The following is a 19004-nucleotide window of genomic DNA, read 5'->3' as shown; positions in this document are numbered from 1 at the left end:
GCAATGAAGCTGCTAACCATTGCCGCTTCGTTTGACCAAGAGATCACGGACCGAAGCATGGATAATCGCAGCGACATCTGGCGTGGCGTCGACACGATCAAGGCGCGTTTCATCGACCTCAGCGACAGGGTCTGGGGCATGCCCGAGGTGTGCTACACCGAGGCGCGGTCCGCCGCCGAGCATCTCGCCGAGCTGCGCCACCAGGGTTTCCGTATCACCGAGAACGTCGCGGGCATCCCGACCGCGGTAATGGGCGAGTGGGGTGAGGGCGGTCCGGTCATTGCCTTCATGGGTGAATATGACGCGTTGCCGGGCCTCAGCCAGGAGGCCGGCGTCGCCGAGCACCGTCCGGTCGAGACCGGCGGCCACGGCCACGGTTGCGGCCACAATCTGCTTGGTTCCGCGGCGCTGCTCGCCGCGACCGCGATGAAGGACTGGCTCGCCGAGAACAAGGTGCCCGGCCGCGTGCGCTATTACGGCTGCCCGGCGGAAGAGGGCGGCGCAGCCAAGGCCTTCATGGTGCGCTCGGGCGCGTTTGAAGACGCCGACATCGCCATCACCTGGCATCCGCACAGCTTCTGGGAAGTCGCGGTGACGCCGTCGCTTGCCAACACGCGCGCGGATTTCATCTTCACCGGCCGCACCTCGCATGCGGCGGCCTCGCCGCATCTCGGCCGCTCTGCGCTCGACGCAGTAGAGCTGATGAATGTCGGCGTGAACTACATGCGCGAGCACATGCCGAGCGACGCGCGCGTGCATTACGCCCTGCTCGACACCGGCGGCATCGCCCCCAACGTGGTGCAGGCGCATGCGCGCGTGCGCTATTCGATCCGCGCCCGCGATCTGCCCGGCATGAACGAGCTGGTCGGACGCGTCAGCAAGATCGCGGAAGGCGCGGCATTGATGACCGAGACCAAGGTCGAGATGAAGATCATCTCCGCGGTCTCCAACATCCTGCCGAACACGCCGCTGGAGCAGGCGCTGCACCGGGTGATGGAAGAGCTGGGGCCGCCGCATTTCGACGACGCCGACAAGGGCTTTGCCAGCCAGATCCGCGCCACGCTGACCGACAAGGACATCGCGTCGGTCTATTACGCGATCGGCATGGAGCCGACTGATCGGCCGCTGGCCGACTTCCTGGTGCCGCTCGATGCCAAGCGCAACCCGCTGGTCGGCTCGACCGACGTCGGCGACGTGAGCTGGGTGGTGCCGACCGTGCAGGTTCACGCACCCACGGTTGCAATCGGCACGCCGTTCCACACCTGGCAGGTGGTGGCGCAGGGCAAGAGCGGACACGCTCATAAGGCAATGGTGCAGGCGGCGAAGGCGATGGCCGGGATCGGCATCAAGGCGTTGACGGATCCGGAGCTGATTAAGGCCGCGAAAGCGGACTTGCAGAAGCGGACCGCCAAGACACCTTATGTCTGCCCGCTGCCGGACCACGTCGCGCCGCCGCTGACCATGTCCGTGGCGTAGAATTTCGCCTCGATACTTCGTCTGATGCCGCGAACAAATTTTCCGCAGTGCAACGTGGATTCCGGCGCGATTTAGCGCCGGATTGCCGAACGCTTGGGCTGCGGAACAGAGTTTTGCCCAACAGACAGCCAGAACACCGTTTGCATACACATGGTCGCAGTTGACGCGCGGCCTATTCGGTGTGCCATCTACCGCCAGCAAAACCCGGCGGCCGCGGTGCGGCTGCCTGCATCCATACGGGAACCAGACGGGGGACAACCATGCTGGATAAAGAACTGCGTTCGATGATCGGTGACGTGAAGGACGGCCGGATGGACCGCCGTGCCTTCATCATGCGTATGGCCGCGGTCGGCCTCACCGCACCCCTCGCCAACCAGATCCTCGCGCTCGGCGGCGTCGCCATGGCGGAAGGTGCCCAGACCTACAAGCCGACCAAGCGCGGCGGCGGCGGTGCGCTGAAGCTGCTGTGGTGGCAGGGGCCGACCCTGCTCAATCCGCATTTCGCCACCGGCACCAAGGACCAGGACGGCGCGCGCCTGTTCTACGAGCCCCTCGCTTGTTGGGATCCCGACGGCAACATGAAGCTGGTTCTGGCGGCCGAAATTCCCTCGATCGAGAACGGCGGCCTCGCCGCCGACGGCAAGTCGGTGACCTGGAAGCTCAAACCAGGCGTCAAATGGCATGACGGCAAGCCGTTCACCGCCGATGACGTCGTGTTCAACTGGGAATACGCCAGGGATCCCGCGACCTCCGCCCTGACCATCGCGACGCTCCGCGACATCACGGTCGAGAAGGTGAATGACCTCACGGTTCGCATCCTCTTTAACAAGCCGACGCCGTTCTGGGCCGACGCCTTTGTCGGGGCTCCCAACACCATCATCCCCAAACATTTGTTCGCCGACTACAAGGGGTCCAAATCGCGGGAAGCGCCCACCAACCTCTCGCCGGTCGGCACTGGCCCCTACAAGTTCGTCGAGTTCAAGCCGGGCGATCTCGTCCGCGGCCAGCTCAATCCCGATTACCACATGCCGAACCGGCCTTATTTCGACACGGTCGAGATGAAGGGCGGCGGCGACGCCGTCTCTGCGGCGCGCGCGGTGATCCAGACCGGCGAATATGATTTCGGATGGAACATCCAGGTCGAGGACGACGTGCTGCTGCGCCTCGAAAAGGGCGGCAAGGGCAAGACCGTTTATGCCGTGGGCGGGGACACCGAATTCATCGCGCTCAACTTCACCGATCCGAACACCGAGGTCGATGGCGAGCGCTCCTCGATGAAGACCAAGCATCCGCTGTTCTCCGATCCGGCGGTACGCAAGGCGCTGTCGATGCTGGTCGACCGCGAGTCCATCAAGAAGGCGATCTACGGCCGCGCCGGCCGCACCACCGCCAACTTCCTCAACGGTCCCGAGAAGTTCGTCTCCAAGAACACGACCTGGGAATTCAGCATCGAGAAGGCCTCGAAGCTGCTCGACGACGCCGGCTGGAAGCCCGGCGCGGATGGCATCCGCGAGAAGGACGGCAAGAAGCTGAAGCTTCTGTACCAGACCTCGATCAACGGACCGCGTCAGAAGACCCAGGCGATCGTCAAGCAGGCCTGTCAGAAGGCCGGCATCGACGTCGAGCTGAAGTCGGTGGTGGCGTCCGTGTTCTTCTCCTCCGATGTCGCCAACCCCGACACCTACGCGCATTTCTACGCCGATCTCCAGATGTTCCAGATCCCGCTGAGCCAGCCGGATCCGTCTCAGCATATGCGCCGCTATCTGTCGACCAACGTCGCCACGAAGGAGAACAAGTGGCAGGGCACGAACTTCCCGCGCTGGGTCAACAAGGACTATGACGCAGCGATCGAAGCAGCCGAAGGCGAAATGGATCCGGTCAAGCGCGCGGCGCATTATATCAAGGCCAACGATCTCATGTTCCAGGACACCGTGTTCATCCCGGCGCAGCATCGCCTAAAGGTGGAAGCGGCGGCCAACAATCTGCGTCCTATCATCAGCGGCTGGGCCAACGAAACCGACAATCTGCACGATTGGTATCGCGAGGAATGATCCCCCAGCTCTAGACGGGGTCTTTCCCTATGAGTCAGTACGTCCTGCGTCGCCTCCTGATCGCGATTCCGAGTCTTCTCGGAATCTCGGTCGTGCTGTTCGTCGTGCTGGCGCTTGCGCCAGGCGATCCGTTCTCGGAACTGGCGACGAACCCGAACGTCCCGCCCGAGGTGCAGGCCGCACTTCGGGCCAAGTTCGGCCTCGACGATCCGATCCACCTCCGTTACCTGCACTGGCTCAACGCCATGCTGCACGGTGACTGGGGTTTCTCCTTCGTCAGCCGGATGAACGTCGACACGCTGATCCTCCAGCGTTTGCCGGCGACGCTCTACGTGATCGGTTCGGCGCAGATCCTGGCGCTCCTGATCGCGATCCCGGTCGGGGTCTATGCGGCGACAAAGCCCTATTCGCTGTTCGACCAGATCGCCAATACGCTCGCCTTCGTCGGCTTCTCGCTGCCGACCTTCTTCACCGGCATCCTGTTCATCCTGATCTTCTCGGTCACGCTGGACTGGCTGCCTTTCGTCTATACGACCGACATCAAGGGCACCGGCATCCATTGGGTGCTGGAGATGATCCGGCAGGCGATCATGCCGGTGGCGGTGCTCGGTCTGTTTCAGGCGGCGTCGATGACGCGTTTCGTTCGCTCGGCGATGCTCGACGTGATCCGGCTCGACTATGTCACCACGGCGCGCGCCAAGGGGCTTGGGCAGGCCACGGTCATCGTCAAGCACGTCATGCGCAACGCCATGATCCCGGTCGTCACCCTGATTGCGTTGCAGATGCCGGCCGTGTTCGGCGGCGCCATCGTCACCGAGCAGATCTTCCGCATCCCCGGCATCGGCTCGCTGCTGATCTCCTCCATCCTTTCCAACGACACGCCGGTGGTGATGGCCGTTACCTTCGTCTTCGCGTGCCTCGTCGTGCTGTTCAATCTCATCGCGGACGTCCTTTATGGCTGGCTTGACCCTCGCATCTCCCTCCGCTGAGCGGCGCGTCTACTCGCCCTGGCGCGAGATGTGGCGGCGCTACAGCCGCCACAAGCTCGCCGTGGTCAGTGCGTTTCTGCTCCTCATTCTGATCCTGGCGGTGGTGGCCGGCCCCTTCGTCTGGCGGGTCAAGATCGACGACATCGATATCGTGGCGGGCATGCAGGGGCCGTCGCTTGCCCATCCGTTCGGCACCGACGATCTCGGGCAGGACATCCTGGCCCGCATGATCTATGGCGGCCGCATCTCGCTCGCGGTCGGCCTTGCCGCGATGCTGGTGTCCGTCTTTATCGGTGTCCTGATCGGCGCGCTCGCCGGCATGTCGCGCGGCGCGCTCGGTCACGGCCTGATGTGGCTCACCGATCTCTTCCTGTCCCTGCCGCAACTGCCGCTGCTGCTGCTGCTGATCTATCTCTTCCGCGACGGGCTGAAGCAGATGTTTGGTCCCGAGGGCGGCATCTTCATCCTGATCGTGCTCGTGATCGGCGGCTTGCGCTGGATGCCGGTCGCGCGGCTGGTGCGCGCGCAGTTCCTGTCGATCCGCGAGAAGGAGTTCGTCGAGGCCGCCCGTGCGCTCGGCGCAAGTCCGGTGCGCCAGGTGGTGCGGCACATCCTGCCCAATGCGCTCGGTCCCGTGATCATCGCCGGCACCATCGACGTGGCTGCCGCCATCATCGCGGAATCGACGCTGTCCTTCCTCGGCCTCGGCTTTCCGCCGGATACGCCAACCTGGGGCCGGCTCTTGTACGACGCCAAGGATTTCCTCGACATCGGCCCGCACTGGGCGCTGTTTCCGGGCGGCGCGATCTTCATCGCGGTGGTCGCCATCAACTTCATCGGCGACGGCCTGCGTGACGCGCTCGATGCGCGACGGGTGATCTGATGGCGCCGCTGCTGGAAATCAAAGGGCTGAAAACCCACTTCTCGACCGACGACGGCATCCTGCAGGCCGTCGACGGTGTCGACATCTCCATCAACAAGGGCGAGACGCTCTGTGTCGTCGGCGAATCCGGCTGCGGCAAGACCGTGACCGCGATGTCGATCCTGAAGCTGATCGCCATGCCGCCGGGCCGCATCGCGGCGGGCCAGATCATCTTCGAGGGCCGCGATCTCGTGCCGCTGACGAGCCGTCAACTCGACGAGATCAGGGCCAAGGAGATCGGCTTCATCTTCCAGGAGCCGATGACCTCGCTCAATCCGGTGCTAACCATCGGCGAGCAGATCGCCGAGAGCCTGCGCCGCCATGAAGCGGTGACGAAGAAGCAGGCGCTCGAGCGCACCATCGAGATGCTGAAGCTGGTGCAGATCCCCAACGCCGAGGGACGCGTGCACAATTATCCGCACCAGTTCTCAGGCGGCATGCGCCAGCGCGTGATGATCGCGATGGCGCTTGCCTGCAGGCCGAAGCTGATCATCGCCGACGAGCCCACCACCGCGCTCGACGTCACCATCCAGGCGCAGATCCTCGACCTCTTGCAGGACATGAAGGAGCGCTTCGGCATGGCGGTGATGCTGATCACCCACGCCATGGGCGTCGTCGCCGAGACCGCGCAGCGCGTCGTCGTGATGTATGCCGGCAAGGTGGTGGAGGAAGCGCTCGTCGACGACCTCTTCGGCAATCCCGGCCATCCCTACACCCAGGGGCTGATCCGCTCGATCCCGCGCATCGATCTCGACAGCGAGCACAAGACAAGGCTCGAAGCGATCGGCGGCTCGGTGCCGATCCTGATCAATCCGCCGGTCGGTTGCCGCTTCGCCCCGCGCTGCAAGTTTGCCATGAACGTCTGCACCGAGAAGGAGCCGCTGCTGCGCGAGATCGCGCCCGGCCATCGCATGGCCTGTCACCTCGGAGATACGCAGTTGGGAGGCACGGCATGACCGAGCCCTTGCTCCGCGTCAGCGGCCTGAAGAAATATTTCCCCGTGCACGGCGGCCTGTTGTCGCGCCAGGTCGGCAGCGTCTATGCGGTCGACGGGGTCTCGTTCTCGGTCAACCGCGGCGAGACGCTCGGCCTCGTCGGCGAATCCGGCTGCGGCAAGTCCACCACCGGCCGCTGCGTGCTGCGCCTGATCGAGCCGACCGACGGCGAGGTCGTGTTCGACGGCCAGGACGTGCGCCAGCTCAGCGGCAATGATTTGCGCGCGATGCGGCGGAACATGCAGCTGGTGTTCCAGGATCCGTTCGCCTCGCTCAATCCGCGCATGACGGTCGGCGCCATCCTCGGTGAGGCCCTGATCATCCATAAGCTCGGGTCGTCGGCCAAGGAGCGCGAGGAGCGCGTCGCCAGCCTGCTCGTGAAGGTCGGCCTCAAGGCCGAGCACATGCGCCGCTACCCGCACGAATTCTCGGGCGGCCAACGCCAGCGCATCGTGATCGCGCGGGCGCTCGCGGTCGAGCCGAAGCTGATCGTCTGCGACGAGCCGGTGTCCGCGCTCGACGTCTCGATCCAGGCGCAGGTGATCAATCTGCTGGAGGATCTCCAGGCCGAGCTGAACCTCACCTATCTGTTCGTCGCGCACGACCTGTCGGTGGTCGAGCACATCTCCGACCGCGTCGCCGTGATGTATCTCGGCCGGATCGTCGAGCTGGCGAAAGCGAGCGATCTCTACCGCAATCCGCAGCATCCCTACACCAGGGCGCTGTTGTCGGCGGTGCCGGTGCCCGATCCCAAGCTCAAGCGTGAACGCATTCGCCTCAAGGGCGACGTGCCAAGCCCGATGAAGCCGCCATCCGGCTGCCACTTCCACACCCGCTGCCCGATCGCCCAGCCGCGCTGCGCGGAAAGCGCGCCCGTACTGAGGGAAGGGGCGGGCGGCCATTTTGTGGCGTGCCATCTCGCCTGACGTCGCGCGAGGCGGTGCGCCCGTTCATCCGTCCCTGAGCAGGCCGTGGGCCGAAAGGGCCTGCCGGAAAGCCTCCACCGACGTGTGATGATGCGCGAAGAGGCCCGCTTCCCGCGCGCCGGCGACATTTGCCGCGAGGTCGTCGACGAACAGAACGGTCTGCGGCGTCGTCTGTAGCTCCGACAGGCAGAGGCGATAGCAGCGCGGGTCCGGCTTGGCGGCCTTGAACCGGGCCGACGTGTAGATGCGGGAGCCGAACAGCGGACGCAATTCCGGCAGCAGCGCGTCGATATGGTCGGCGACCAGCGTGGTATTGTTGGTCAGGACGGCAACATCGATGGTCTCATGCAGGCGGCGCGCAATCTCCAGCATCGCGCGATCGGCCTTCATCGAACGGCGGCGCGCCTCCACCCACTCATCGAGCGAGAGGGGATAGCCGATGCGCTCGCCAAATCCCCGCAAATAGTCGGCGGCATCGAGCGTGCCGGAGTCGCCGAGAAGCTCGAATCCGCTCTCCCAGATCGCCTTGTAGACGAACTCACTGGTGGTCCCCGCAAGCTCCGCCAGAAACGCGACGCGCCTTCCTCTGTCGTATTCGCAGAGGACATTGTCCATATCAAAGAGGACAAGCTTGATCTCGTCAGGCACGGGAACGCTCCCGGCCGGACCGAAACATCCGGCCGTGCTCAAAGTCATATCCCACTGGAGCGCGGGCGACAAATCCGGGCGCCAAGGCCGAACGTTGCGATACTGGTGTCGAGCGTCGCAGCTTCATGGCTACGAGGTGCGGCGGCGGGCCAGTTGATGCAGCACCGTGTCGATGGTCGGGACCGCACCAGTCTCGCGGAGCCAATTGTCGGCCAGCTCCCTCAGTTCGCCCGGCGTCAAGCCGAACTTGCGGCGGAATGCGCGAATGAAGGTGGAATCGCTGCTGAAGCGCATGCCGACGGCGAGGTCGATCAGCCGCGTGTCCTCCGCGGACGGCGATATCAGCTGGCGGAAAGCGAGATTGAGCCGCTGCTCCCTCACATAGTGCGAGAGCCCGCCATCCGCCTCAAACAGCCGATAGAGGGTCGCGCGCGAGATCTGGAAGTGGCGGCACAACTCGTCTGCGGTGAGCGCGTCGGTCTCGAGATTGTCCGCGATGCGGCGCTTGATCATCGCAAGATAAAGATGCCGCTCGGCGCGTTCGACTCCGGCTGCAATGTCGGCGGTCCCGCCGGCGGCCGCGGCAACGATGTCGGCGATCGCTTCGATCGTGGCCTCGGCGCTGCCGGCCTCAGGCTCGGGTGGCAGCGTAAGCGCCGCGTAATGGCTGGCAAGCAGGCGCGTATGAGGATGGTTTGACGGCAGCAAGGTTGCCGTGGCCGAATCCGGATGAGCAAGCCGTGGTGCCAGCATGGCGCGTTGCAGGATGATCGCCATCAGACGGGTACGACTGCCGCCGCCGCGCAACACCGTCCGGTTCGGCTGCGCCATGTCGATCAGGCAGATGGCGCCAGGCCCCATCGTCACCTCGCGCCGGCCGGAGCTGAACCGCATCTCGCCTTCGACACACAAGGTGATCTGAAAGTGATCCATCGCACCGCGGGCGACGTGTGCAGGCGTCCGGTCGTATTCCTGATCGGTCGCGCGCGTATCGACCAGCAACGCATTGCGGGTCATCATCGTCACGGTGGTGACATGGAAGTTGTCCTCCGTGGTGAGCGGAACGACATCGCAGATGTCGGCCGTCATGGCGCGCAACTGTCTCAGCGCGTCCACCCCGCGCCCCGGGATGTCCGCCGGCATGGTCTCGTTCACGGCCGTCTCGTCTGCATTGCCCCACGATGAGGCCGTACCGCATGGACCCGATCGAAGAAGTCCGGCGGCCCCCCAACATCGCCTCGGGATGTAGCCATTCAGAAATCGGTGCGCAAGCGATGGTGGGCAGGAATTGGCGCGCGCCGATGTGCCGCATGTGCACGCCGCGCTAGCCTCGCTTGCCTGCTACGCAGGAAAGGGCGGCGTTCGCTACGCCTGGCAGAATTCGTCACGCGCTCTTCGCGGGCCAGGGCACGACCTGTCCCGACATCACCATACGGTCACGGCCGCTGTCCTTGGCGGCGTAGAGCGCGCGGTCGGCGCCGGCGACCAGCGTGTTGCAGTCCAGCGCGGTCTGAGATGGAAGGCTTGTCGCAGCGCCGATGCTTGCCGTAACCAGCCGGGAGGGCGGATTCTGCGCATGCAGCATGGCGAGGTCGTGCAGTGCCTCGCGAATCCCTTCGCCGACTTCGGCGCAACCATCCGGGCCGGTGTTCGGCAACAGAACGGCGAATTCCTCGCCGCCGTAGCGCGCCGCGAGGTCAGCCGGGCGCCTGGCCTGAGCGGACAGGATCCGGCCGAGTGCGCGCAGGCATCCGTCGCCCGCCTGATGTCCGTAATGATCGTTGAATTTCTTGAACTGATCGACGTCGATCAACAGGAGCGAGATCTGCGTGCCGTCGCGCCGGGCGCGTGCCCATTCCTCCGCGAGGCGTTCGTCGAACGCGCGGCGGTTGGCAAGGCCGGTCAGGCCATCGGTGGTCGCGAGCGATGCCAGTTTGTCCTGCAAGTCCTTCTGCTCGGTCATGTCGCGCACGACCGCGACGACACCGTCGACTTCGCCGCTGTCGGAGGCTCGGGTCACGTGCAAGGCCGCCTCGGCCCAGATATCGCCCTTGTCGCGATGGCGCTGGCGATAGACGAACCGCGCTTCCTCGGCCTCGCCGTTCTTCAGCGCTGCGATGGCCTGCTCGACCCGCTCCATGTCGTCCGCGTGGATACCGGCCACCGCTGACGTGCCGAGCAGCTCCTCGGGAGACCAGCCGATGATGCGCACGCACGAGGGCGAGACGTAGAGCAGCCGGTTATCCAGCCCGATCCGGGATACCATGTCGCTGGATTGCTCGGCGAGCAGGCGGAAATGGGCTTCATTCGCGACCAGGGCCTGCGCCATTCGCTGCCGCTGCCAGAGCTGGCGGACCAGGTAGAAGCCGATCACCGCGATCAGCGCGACGAGGCCGAGCACGAAGACCGTGCGTACGGCTGCCGCGCGCCGCCAGGGCGCCAGCACGTCGTCCTGCGACTTGCTCGCCAGCACCATCAGCGGATAGCGGTTGCTGCGCTGATAGTAGCTCAGCCGCTGCACGCCATCGAGCGGCGACTTGAAATAGTAGACCGCAGCCGCCGGGCGACTTTTCCATTCCCTGAACAGCGGCGCATTGGAGAGGTCGCGCCCGATGAAGGCGCCGCTCTCGTCGTGGCTCCGCGCCAGCATGATACCGGCGTCGTTGAGCAGCGATGCCGAGCCGTTCGACCCGACGTCGAAGCGCTCGTAGAATTTCGCGAAATAGGCGACGTCGATCGTTAGCAGCGCGACGCCGGCAAAGCTGCCGTCGGGGTGGTTGATCCGGCGTGACGCGGTGATGATCCACTGGCCGCCGGCGCGGCTCTTGATGGGCCGGCCGATCAGCGTGTCCTTCGCCCGGGAATCACGGTGCTGCCGGAAATATTCGCGATCGCTGTTGTTGAGCTTGGCGAAGTCGAGATGCTCGGTCGTAGCAAGCCATCGGCCGGTCTCGTCATAGACGAAGATGCCGCGGATGCGGTCCGATGATTTGCGGGTCGGCAGGTAAGTCTGGAGCTTCGCGATCGTGTCCGGGCCGGTTCCGTCGAGTTCGAGGCGATGGACCAGTCCGACCAGGATCGTATCGGCAAGCTCGAACGTGTCGTCCGCGTGCTGGACCAGGGAATGCGCGAGGTTGGCGACGTCGATCTCGGCGTTCCTGAGATCGGCGTTGTGCGTTTCCCATTCGCGCCAGACGCTCAAGCCGAGGATCGCCACGCAGATCAGCACGACGAATCCCGCCGCCCAGAGCGGAAGGCGCGTCTTGCCGAGCTCGCGGGCCGTGACCATCGGCTTGCTCCAAATCGGAGCAAACCTCTCACTTTGGTCTTAACGGCCTGTTGCAACTTCCGCGATGATTTTGCGCGTCCGTAGTCAGCCAGAGGAGATCGTCGATATTTTGATCGACTCTCATCGTCGGATGTTAACCACGCCGCCGCGGCAGGATGTTTCGCGCGGCGTCTGTCGCGTCAGTCCATCAGCGTGAAGCCGACGCGCAGCGTCACCTGGTAGTGGCGGACGGCGCCATTCTCGATGTGACCGCGTGTCTGCACCACCTCGAACCATTTCATTTCGCGAACGGTCTTGGCGGCGCGGCTGATCGCATTCTTGATCGCATCCTCGATGGAGGTTTCGGATGATCCGACCAGCTCCAGGATCTTGTAGACGTGATCCGTCTCGGCTGTGGGCATGGTACGTCTCCCTCGTTTGCGCTGCGGCACCACCGCCACCCGCTCCCATTTGAACGGGTACCGGCGTTCCCGGTTCCATCGTCCGCCATGGCCCGCATGCGCCAGCCGAGGTGGAGTGCGCCGCACCCGCCTGCTAAGCGCTGTCCATGGATTCGGCGCGGCGCGACAGGACGATCGGCTCTCTCTGCCTCGGTGTGACCGCGTTCGGCTGGGCGCTGAACTGGCCATTGATGAAGCTGCTGCGCCAGCAATGGCCGCCGCTGTTCGCGCGCGGGCTGGCCGGCGTCTGCGCCTCGCTCATTCTCGGTGTGCTGGTACTGAGCCGGAAGGAATCCTTCGCCGTTCCGCGCGAGGCGATTCCGCGGCTGTTGTTTGCGACCCTCACCAACGTCCTTGCCTGGATGGGGCTCGGCACGGTCGCGATGAAATATGTGACCGTGAGCGAGGGGGCTCTGCTCGCCTATACGATGCCGATCTGGGCCATGCTGTTCGCCTGGCCGGTGCTGGGTACGCGGCCGACCATGCGGGATATTTTGGGTCTCGTCCTCGGCGTCGCCGGCGTCGCGCTGCTCCTCGGCGGCCATGGCTTTGCGTTCGGCGCCGACAAGCTGCTCGGCATCGCGCTCGCACTGCTCTGCGCCATCCTGTTCGCGCTCGGCAATGTCCTCAACCGGAAACCGCTGCCGATGCCGCCGCTCGTGGTCGTCGCCTGGCAGGTTGGGCTCGGCTGCGCCACGATGCTGATCCTCGGCATCCTGTTCGAGCATCCCGACATCACCGCGATCACCCCGCTGGGACTCGGCTGCTTCGTCTATATGACGCTGGTGCCGATGGGCGTCTGTTACGTCACCTGGTTCGAGACGCTGCGCCGCCTGCCGCCGACCTCGGCTTCGACCGGCATGCTGATCGTTCCCGTGATCGGCGTCGTCTCCGCCGCGATCATCCTGGGCGAGCCGCTGGGCCTGCGCGAATGGGCGGCGATGGCGCTCACGCTCGGCGGCGTGACGCTGGCATTGCAGCGGACGTAGAGGCTTTATTCCGCGGCCTGCGACAGGATGGGCGCCGGCTGCGTCCCGCGCCACAGCAGCCGCAGCAGCAGGACCAGGAGCGCCATCAGGGCGAAGCCACCCAGAGCGGGCGCGAAATGTTGGTCGGGATCGGCCTTCTGCCCGAATTGCACCGCGAGCCGCCCCGACTGCAACAGCCCATAGGCTCCGGCGAACAGGATCAGCCCGTATATGACGCTCCGCTCGCGCGGGCTTGCCATCCTGGCGAGATCGGGCAGCATCAGGGCCAGACCGATCCCGACCATCGGCAGATCGTAATCATACGCATAGGGGCTGATCATCACGGATACCATCACGGCGGCACCGAGCGTGAAGGCCGGTGAAGCGCCCCGCGCCGCACCGAGAAGGACGGCGAACAAGGCCAGCCCGGCAACTGCCGTCTGTCCCCAGAAGGCGGCGCTTGCGGGAAGGCCGGCCTTGTACAGCGCCGCATAGGTCGAGATCATGCGGAAGAGTGGGTAGAAGCCCTGCTCGAGATAGCCCGCCGATTCCCTGATCGCTCCGAGCCACGCGAGCCAGATCTGCCACCCGAAGAGGAGCGTGCAGAGCAGTGAGCTCGCCAATACGACGGCCGCGGCCGTTCCGAGCGCAATCCAGCGCCGCGTCACCAGCAGATAGACGCCGGCGGCAATCGCCAGGTGCGGCTTGATTACCATGGCGCCGAGCGCGAGGCCGGCCAACAGCTGCCGCCGCTCCACGTTGAGGCAGACCAGCCCGATCAGCGCCCCCGTCAGAAAGCCGTTCTGCCCGCAGCCGATGGTGATCGCCATCGCCGGAAACAGGATCACCAGCACCTGCGCGAAATTCCGGCCGGCGATCGCCCGGAGCGTCACGAGATAGAGTGCAAGCGTCGCGGCGGTGAAGAGGAGATAGCCGACGCCGACCGGCAGGAATGCGAACGGCGCGAGCAAGAGGTCGTATTGCGGCGGATAGGTCCAGGGCATGAAGCCGGTGGCGCCGCCGGCTGCCTCCATCTGCATCTTCAGCAGGGCATCGAAATGATAGACCTGGTCGAGATCGCCGCGCCAGACATGCTGCGCTACGATGTGGAAGGCATCGAAGTCGGAGAGCTCGCGATCCGTCCAGCCGCCGAAGCGTGCGAACCAGAAGGCCTTGAAGACGGCGATCGACGCTAGCGCCGCCAGCACGAAGCGGACATAGGTAGTCCGCTTCGATGGCGAGGACTGAACCGCTTCCAGCGTCTCGGCAAACATGAGCGACGACCTTGGACCTGATGGATCGGCGGTTGGACGGGCAGGGCCGCGGATCCCGGCCAAACTGCCATCGGAGGCTTAAGGGACGGTAACGAATGCGGAAGGATTTGGCGCCGGCGCCTCTCTGGCGGAGCCGGGGCGCGCGGAACTGGCCCGGTTAACCGCCGATCTTGCGCCCGGGATGACGCGATTTCCGGGCGAACCTGGATGCGATGTCGAGATGACCTTTTCGAAATCGCCCGCCCGCACAGATGGCCGTGCTTGCCCGCTCGAAGACAGGCGAGCTAACCTGCGCATATCCTGCCAAATTTTCTGCCAAGTTCGATGTGCGGTGATGATCGACAGTTGGACGAAGGGCGCTCTGGTTGCGATCGGCCTGTCTGCCGTGCCCGCGCCGGGCGTCGCGCAGGACGATCTCGATGCTGCGCCCGGCACGATGACGCTGCAAGTGACCACCGATCCCTCCATGATCGAGTGCCGCAAGCTTGAGACGGCCAATCCCGCCTTGCGCGCCTTCCTGCCGCTGCGCCGGACTTTCAACGATGACTTTGACGAGCATCCGCTTGCGACCGGTCGCTGGGTGCCGCATTACGCCGGCGGTGCGGCGTGGCCGGAAGCGCGCTATTGGGGCGGTGACGGCTCCGACTTCAAGCGCAAGACCAGCGCCAATGGCGAGCAGCAGATCTATGTCGATCCGCGCTATTCGGGGCGTGCGGGGACGCCGCTTGGGTTAGATCCGTTCAAGGTGAAGGACGGCGTGCTCTCGATCGTCGCCAGCCGCACGCCGCCGGAACTGAAGTCCGTTCTGTTCAACAACGAGTACATCTCGGGAATCCTGACCACGCAGGGCACGTTCGCGCAGAAGCACGGCTATTTCGAAATCCGCGCCAAGGTGCCGGTCGGCCATGCGGTCTGGCCGGCGTTCTGGATGCTGGCGGACGACGGCGGCTGGCCGCCGGAGGTCGACGTGCTGGAAGGCCGCGGCGAGCGGCCCGGCGATCTCGTGATGACGACGCATTGGCGGATTCCGTCGACCCAGAAGATCCAGTCCTGCGGCTTCGACTATGCGGTCGGCGATGCCTCCAGCATGTTCCACAATTACGGTGTGCTGTGGGAGGAGGATCGCCTGGTCTATTTCATCGACCGCAAGCCGGTCTCCGACATCAAGGTGCCGATCGGCTTCGATGATCCCATGTACATGATCGTCAATCTTGCGATCGGATCGAAATTCTTTCTCGGCGTCGGTCCGGTTGATGCGGAATCGCCGCCCACGGTCGCATTCGAGATCGACCGGATCTCCGCCTATCAGATCGACATGGAGCAAGCTCGGAGATAGCGATGTCAGCTGATGTCTCGCGGCGCGATCTTGCGAAGCTCGCGGGGCTCGCCGCGCTTGGTGCAGCGGCGGGTGCCAGGGCTGCGGATAACAAGGTTGCAGATAACAAGGCTGCAGATAATGAGGCGCCCGCATCGGCCGATCGCCACGCGCCCTTTCCCAAGGATTTTTTGTGGGGCACGGCGACCTCGTCCTACCAGATCGAGGGCGCCGTCGACGAGGACGGCCGCGGCCAATCGATCTGGGACATTTTCAGCCACACGCCCGGCAAGATCGAGGACGGCTCGACCGGCGACCGCGCCAACGAGCACTATCACCGCTACAAGGACGACGTCGCGCTGATTAAGGCGCTCGGCGTCAAGGCCTACCGCTTCTCGATTGCGTGGCCGCGGGTGTTTCCGGATGGATCGGGCCAGCCCAATCCGAAGGGGCTCGATTTCTACAACCGGCTCGTCGACGAGCTGCTCGCGAACGGCATCGAGCCCTATGCGACGCTCTATCATTGGGACCTGCCGCAGGCGCTCCAGGATCGCGTCGGCGGCTGGCAGTCGAGCGACACGTCGAAGGCTTTTGCAGATTACTCCGCCTATGTCGCCGCGCGCCTGACCGATCGGGTCAAAACCATCTTCACCGTGAACGAGGTCGGGCGCTTCGTGAACTTCGGCTATGGCTGGGGCATCGACGCGCCCGGCCTCAAGCTGCCGACCGCGCAGCTCAACCAGGCGCGCCATCACGTCGCGCTGGCGCATGGGCTTGCCGTGCAGGCGATCCGCGCGTCGGGCCGCGCCGGCACCCGCGTCGGTGCCGCCGAAAACATCGCGGCCTGCGTGCCGGCCATCGCGACGCCGGAAAATATCCGCGCTGCCGAGATCGCAACGCGTGAGCTCAACGCCGGCTTTCTTGGCGTGGTGCTGGAGGGCAAGTACACCGACGGCTTCCTCGCCTATGCCGGGGCGGATGCGCCGAAATTCACCCCTGACGAGTTGAAGATCATCGGCACGCCGAACGATTTCGTCGGGCTCAACATCTACGCGCCGCAATACTACGTCACGGCCTCCGAGCGCGCGTCGGGCTTCCGCGTGCTGCCGTTCCCAGCCTCGTTCCCGCACATGAACTCGGAATGGCTGCGGGTCGGCCCTGAGGTGATCTACTGGGCCCCGCGTCTCGCCGCAAAAATCTGGAACATCGAGACCATCTATATCAGCGAGAACGGCACCTCGTCCGAGGACAAGATCGCTACTGACGGCCAGGTCTACGATCTCGACCGCATCATGTTCCTGCGCAATTACCTGACCCAGATGCAGCGTGCGATCGCCGAGGGCGTGCCGATTCGCGGCTATTTCCTGTGGAGCCTGATGGACAATTTCGAGTGGATCTACGGCTACGGCAAGCGCTTCGGCCTCTACCGGGTCGACTTCGAGACCCAAGCGCGCCTGCCGAAGCTGAGCGCGGCGTTCTATCGGGACGTGGTGATGCGGAATGCGATCGGGGTGTGAGCTGGACGCCTAGCCCCCGCTACTCTCCTGGCCCACAATAGACCCGCGCCACGGCGCCGTTCGTTTCTCCTTGAAGCGCGCATCGCGGCCGCTCCGTTGCAATCGAAACAAAGATCTCGCGATTGGAAACATTCCCGTAGTGCGGTCCACGCACAGAAAGGTGGTGAATCGAACCAAAGGAATAAGTATGAGCCGTCATTTTGGGCAACGCGCGGTTGTCATCGGAGCGGGGATTGGAGGATTGTCTGCCGCCGGTGCGCTTTCTTCCGCCTTCCAGGAAGTCGTCATTCTCGAACGCGATGTCCTGCCGGCTTCGATCATGTCCCGCGCCGGCGTTCCCCAGGATCGGCATCCGCATCTTCTTCTGGCCGGTGGGCTGCAGGCCCTCGACTCCCTTTTCCCGGGTTTCGCGCAGGATCTTGCCGCCGCCGGTGCAGTTCCCGTGAATGTCTTCAAGGACGTCCAGTACGAGCGGCCAGATGTCGGCGCGCTGCCAAGGCGCGACTGCGGGACGTCGCTGCTGTGTGGCTCGCGGCCGCTGATCGAGCATACGCTGCGCCGAAAGGTGACTGCGATCGCCAATGTCAAAGTGCAATCGCAGAGCCGCGTGACGGAGATTGTGCCGGCTGCAACCCGGCCGATGGTGAAGTTCGAGAACGACGCAGGCGTTGGTGCGGCGATCGAGGCGGATCTCGTGGTAGATGCATCCGGCCGCGGTGCGCCGACGCTCGGCCTGTTCGATGCCCTCGGCTGGGAACGGCCGCAGGAGACCGCCGTGGGCGTCGACATCAGCTACACCACCGCGGTTCTCCGTCCGGGGCGCACCTCGTTCGACTGGCTCAATCTGGTCACGTTGCCCGATCCCGCCACGTCGGCGACGGCCGGGTTGATCATCCCTCTCGAAGGCGGGCGCTGGTTTACATCGATCTCCCATCACGGCGCGACGAATCGCCCCGGCACGTGGGAGGACTATCTTGCGGCTGCGCGCCAATTGAAGACGCCGGCGATTTACAACGCAGTCTACAAGCTCTTGCCACCCGGAGGCCTCCGGCATTTCGTGTTTGACGCGAGCCGCTGGCGGCATTTTGAACGGCTCAAGCGGCTGCCGCGCGGGATTCTCCCCGTGGCGGACTCGCTGTGCCGGTTCAATCCGGTCTACGGGCAGGGCATGACGGTCGCCGCGCGAGAGGCAAAGTTGCTGCGCGAGATCCTGGATCGCGTCGCCGGGGAGGCGGACCCGATCGAGGCCCTCCAGGCTGGGTTCATGTCCGAAGTGGGCGCGCTGCTTCAGGCACCCTGGAACATGGGCGTGAACGCTGACTTCGCCTATCCAACCACACGGGGCCAGCGCCCGGAGCGGTACGAGGAAAGCCGGCAGTTCGAGGCGGCTCTATTCCGGGCCGTCGTGGCCGATCCGGTGGTTCAGCGCGCGTTCTCTGATGTCGTGCAACTCGTCGAGCCGTTCGACCTGATCAATTCGCCCGATATCCGCCAACGAATCGAGGCTCATTCGCTGGCGCAGAATGCGTGACGTTCGATGAAACGAACCGAGGACCCGACGGGTCCTCGATCTTTCGATTTCAGCAGGTCGCACGAACGGCCGAGCGCGAACAGCGTCGCCCTACGGATCCAGCTCCGTATCCCAGTAGAGATAGTCCAGCCAGCTATCGTGCAGATAATTCGGCGGGAACAGGCGGCCGTTGCGGTGGAGCTGGTGCACGGTCGGCGCGAACGCGCTCTGGCGCGGAAACATCTTTGCCTGCGCCGGCGTGAGATTGCCCTTGCGCAGATTACAGGGCGAGCATGCCGCGACCACGTTCTCCCAGGTGGTCTGGCCGCCTTTGCTGCGCGGGACGATGTGGTCGAAGGTGAGGTCTTCGGGCGAGCCGCAATATTGGCAGGCAAAACGATCGCGCAGGAAGACGTTGAACCGGGTGAACGCGGGATGCGTGGTCGGCTTGACGAAGGATTTGAGCGAGACGACGCTCGGCAGCTGCATTTGCAGCGTGGGACTGTGGACCGCCTGATCGTAATGCGCGACGATGTTGACGCGGTCGAGGAACACCGCCTTGATCGCGTCCTGCCACGACCAGAGAGACAGCGGGTAGTAACTCAGCGGCCGGAAGTCCGCATTCAGCACCAACACCGGCCAACTGCCTTGCGAGACATGTGCGTTCAAGTAACGCTCCTGGCC

General features: G+C 64.7%; 16 protein-coding genes. 10 read left to right on the top strand and 6 right to left on the bottom strand.

Annotated elements, in window-relative coordinates:
- The first annotated feature begins 57 nt into the window (after positions 1-57).
- The 6 genes from AC0L3X_RS30945 to AC0L3X_RS30920 all read left to right on the top strand — a co-directional run bounded on the left by AC0L3X_RS30945 (position 58) and on the right by AC0L3X_RS30920 (position 7359).
- Positions 58-1476 carry a M20 family metallopeptidase gene (locus AC0L3X_RS30945; protein WP_063986732.1) on the top strand — a complete coding sequence of 473 codons (1419 nt, stop codon included), beginning with the start codon at positions 58-60 and terminating at the stop codon, positions 1474-1476.
- 260 nt (positions 1477-1736) lie between these two features.
- Positions 1737-3527, top strand: a complete 1791-nt coding sequence (locus AC0L3X_RS30940) for a peptide ABC transporter substrate-binding protein (protein ID WP_063985817.1) — start codon at positions 1737-1739, stop codon at positions 3525-3527.
- 29 nt (positions 3528-3556) lie between these two features.
- Positions 3557-4516 carry an ABC transporter permease gene (locus tag AC0L3X_RS30935; protein WP_063985816.1) on the top strand — a complete coding sequence of 320 codons (960 nt, stop codon included), beginning with the start codon at positions 3557-3559 and terminating at the stop codon, positions 4514-4516.
- The gene (locus AC0L3X_RS30930) at positions 4482-5399 is read left to right on the top strand and encodes an ABC transporter permease (RefSeq protein ID WP_014491615.1); all 918 of its coding nucleotides are present in this window, start codon (positions 4482-4484) and stop codon (positions 5397-5399) included. Before AC0L3X_RS30935 ends, AC0L3X_RS30930 begins: the two co-directional genes overlap by 35 nt.
- Complete coding sequence (locus AC0L3X_RS30925; protein WP_014491616.1) at positions 5399-6394, top strand: ABC transporter ATP-binding protein; 996 nt, start codon at positions 5399-5401, stop codon at positions 6392-6394. The genes AC0L3X_RS30930 and AC0L3X_RS30925 overlap by 1 nt, the downstream gene beginning before the upstream one ends.
- A complete protein-coding gene (locus tag AC0L3X_RS30920; protein ID WP_063985815.1) occupies positions 6391-7359 on the top strand; it encodes an ABC transporter ATP-binding protein in 969 nt (322 codons plus the stop codon). Before AC0L3X_RS30925 ends, AC0L3X_RS30920 begins: the two co-directional genes overlap by 4 nt.
- A gap of 24 nt (positions 7360-7383) precedes the next feature.
- Here AC0L3X_RS30920 and AC0L3X_RS30915 read toward each other — a convergent pair whose 3' ends face one another.
- From AC0L3X_RS30915 to AC0L3X_RS30900, 4 genes are all read right to left on the bottom strand, one after another.
- Positions 7384-8007 carry an HAD family hydrolase gene (locus AC0L3X_RS30915; RefSeq protein WP_231143669.1) on the bottom strand — a complete coding sequence of 208 codons (624 nt, stop codon included), beginning with the start codon at positions 8005-8007 and terminating at the stop codon, positions 7384-7386.
- A 129-nt stretch (positions 8008-8136) separates the two neighbouring features.
- Positions 8137-9162, bottom strand: coding sequence for a helix-turn-helix domain-containing protein (locus AC0L3X_RS30910; RefSeq protein ID WP_063985813.1), 1026 nt, complete (start codon positions 9160-9162; stop codon positions 8137-8139).
- Between the two features lie 229 nt (positions 9163-9391).
- Complete coding sequence (locus AC0L3X_RS30905) at positions 9392-11296, bottom strand: sensor domain-containing diguanylate cyclase (RefSeq protein ID WP_354096121.1); 1905 nt, start codon at positions 11294-11296, stop codon at positions 9392-9394.
- Between the two features lie 179 nt (positions 11297-11475).
- Positions 11476-11697 (bottom strand): dodecin, encoded by a 222-nt coding sequence (locus AC0L3X_RS30900; protein WP_063985811.1) that lies wholly within the window; start codon positions 11695-11697, stop codon positions 11476-11478.
- Between the two features lie 146 nt (positions 11698-11843).
- On the opposite strand from AC0L3X_RS30900, the gene AC0L3X_RS30895 reads away from it, so the two are divergent.
- Positions 11844-12725 carry a DMT family transporter gene (locus AC0L3X_RS30895; RefSeq protein ID WP_354132141.1) on the top strand — a complete coding sequence of 294 codons (882 nt, stop codon included), beginning with the start codon at positions 11844-11846 and terminating at the stop codon, positions 12723-12725.
- A 5-nt stretch (positions 12726-12730) separates the two neighbouring features.
- On the opposite strand, the gene AC0L3X_RS30890 is transcribed toward AC0L3X_RS30895, so the two are convergent.
- Positions 12731-13978 (bottom strand): glycosyltransferase family 87 protein, encoded by a 1248-nt coding sequence (locus tag AC0L3X_RS30890; protein ID WP_063985809.1) that lies wholly within the window; start codon positions 13976-13978, stop codon positions 12731-12733.
- 334 nt (positions 13979-14312) lie between these two features.
- Here AC0L3X_RS30890 and AC0L3X_RS30885 point away from each other — a divergent pair, with 334 nt between their 5' ends.
- The 3 genes from AC0L3X_RS30885 (at position 14313) to AC0L3X_RS30875 (ending at position 18341) form a co-directional block, all read left to right on the top strand.
- Positions 14313-15314 (top strand): glycoside hydrolase family 16 protein, encoded by a 1002-nt coding sequence (locus tag AC0L3X_RS30885; protein ID WP_063985808.1) that lies wholly within the window; start codon positions 14313-14315, stop codon positions 15312-15314.
- 2 nt (positions 15315-15316) lie between these two features.
- Positions 15317-16810, top strand: coding sequence for a GH1 family beta-glucosidase (locus tag AC0L3X_RS30880; protein ID WP_063985807.1), 1494 nt, complete (start codon positions 15317-15319; stop codon positions 16808-16810).
- A 187-nt stretch (positions 16811-16997) separates the two neighbouring features.
- Complete coding sequence (locus AC0L3X_RS30875; protein ID WP_084795311.1) at positions 16998-18341, top strand: FAD-dependent oxidoreductase; 1344 nt, start codon at positions 16998-17000, stop codon at positions 18339-18341.
- 90 nt (positions 18342-18431) lie between these two features.
- Here the strand turns inward: AC0L3X_RS30875 and AC0L3X_RS30870 are convergent, their stop codons facing one another.
- Positions 18432-18989, bottom strand: coding sequence for an HNH endonuclease (locus tag AC0L3X_RS30870; protein WP_063985805.1), 558 nt, complete (start codon positions 18987-18989; stop codon positions 18432-18434).
- Positions 18990-19004: the final 15 nt, after the last annotated feature.

Source organism: Bradyrhizobium sp. MI1.7, assembly GCF_055811795.1.
Note: the sequence above shows the minus strand (reverse complement) of the source record. Positions and strands in the feature narration are given on the sequence as shown.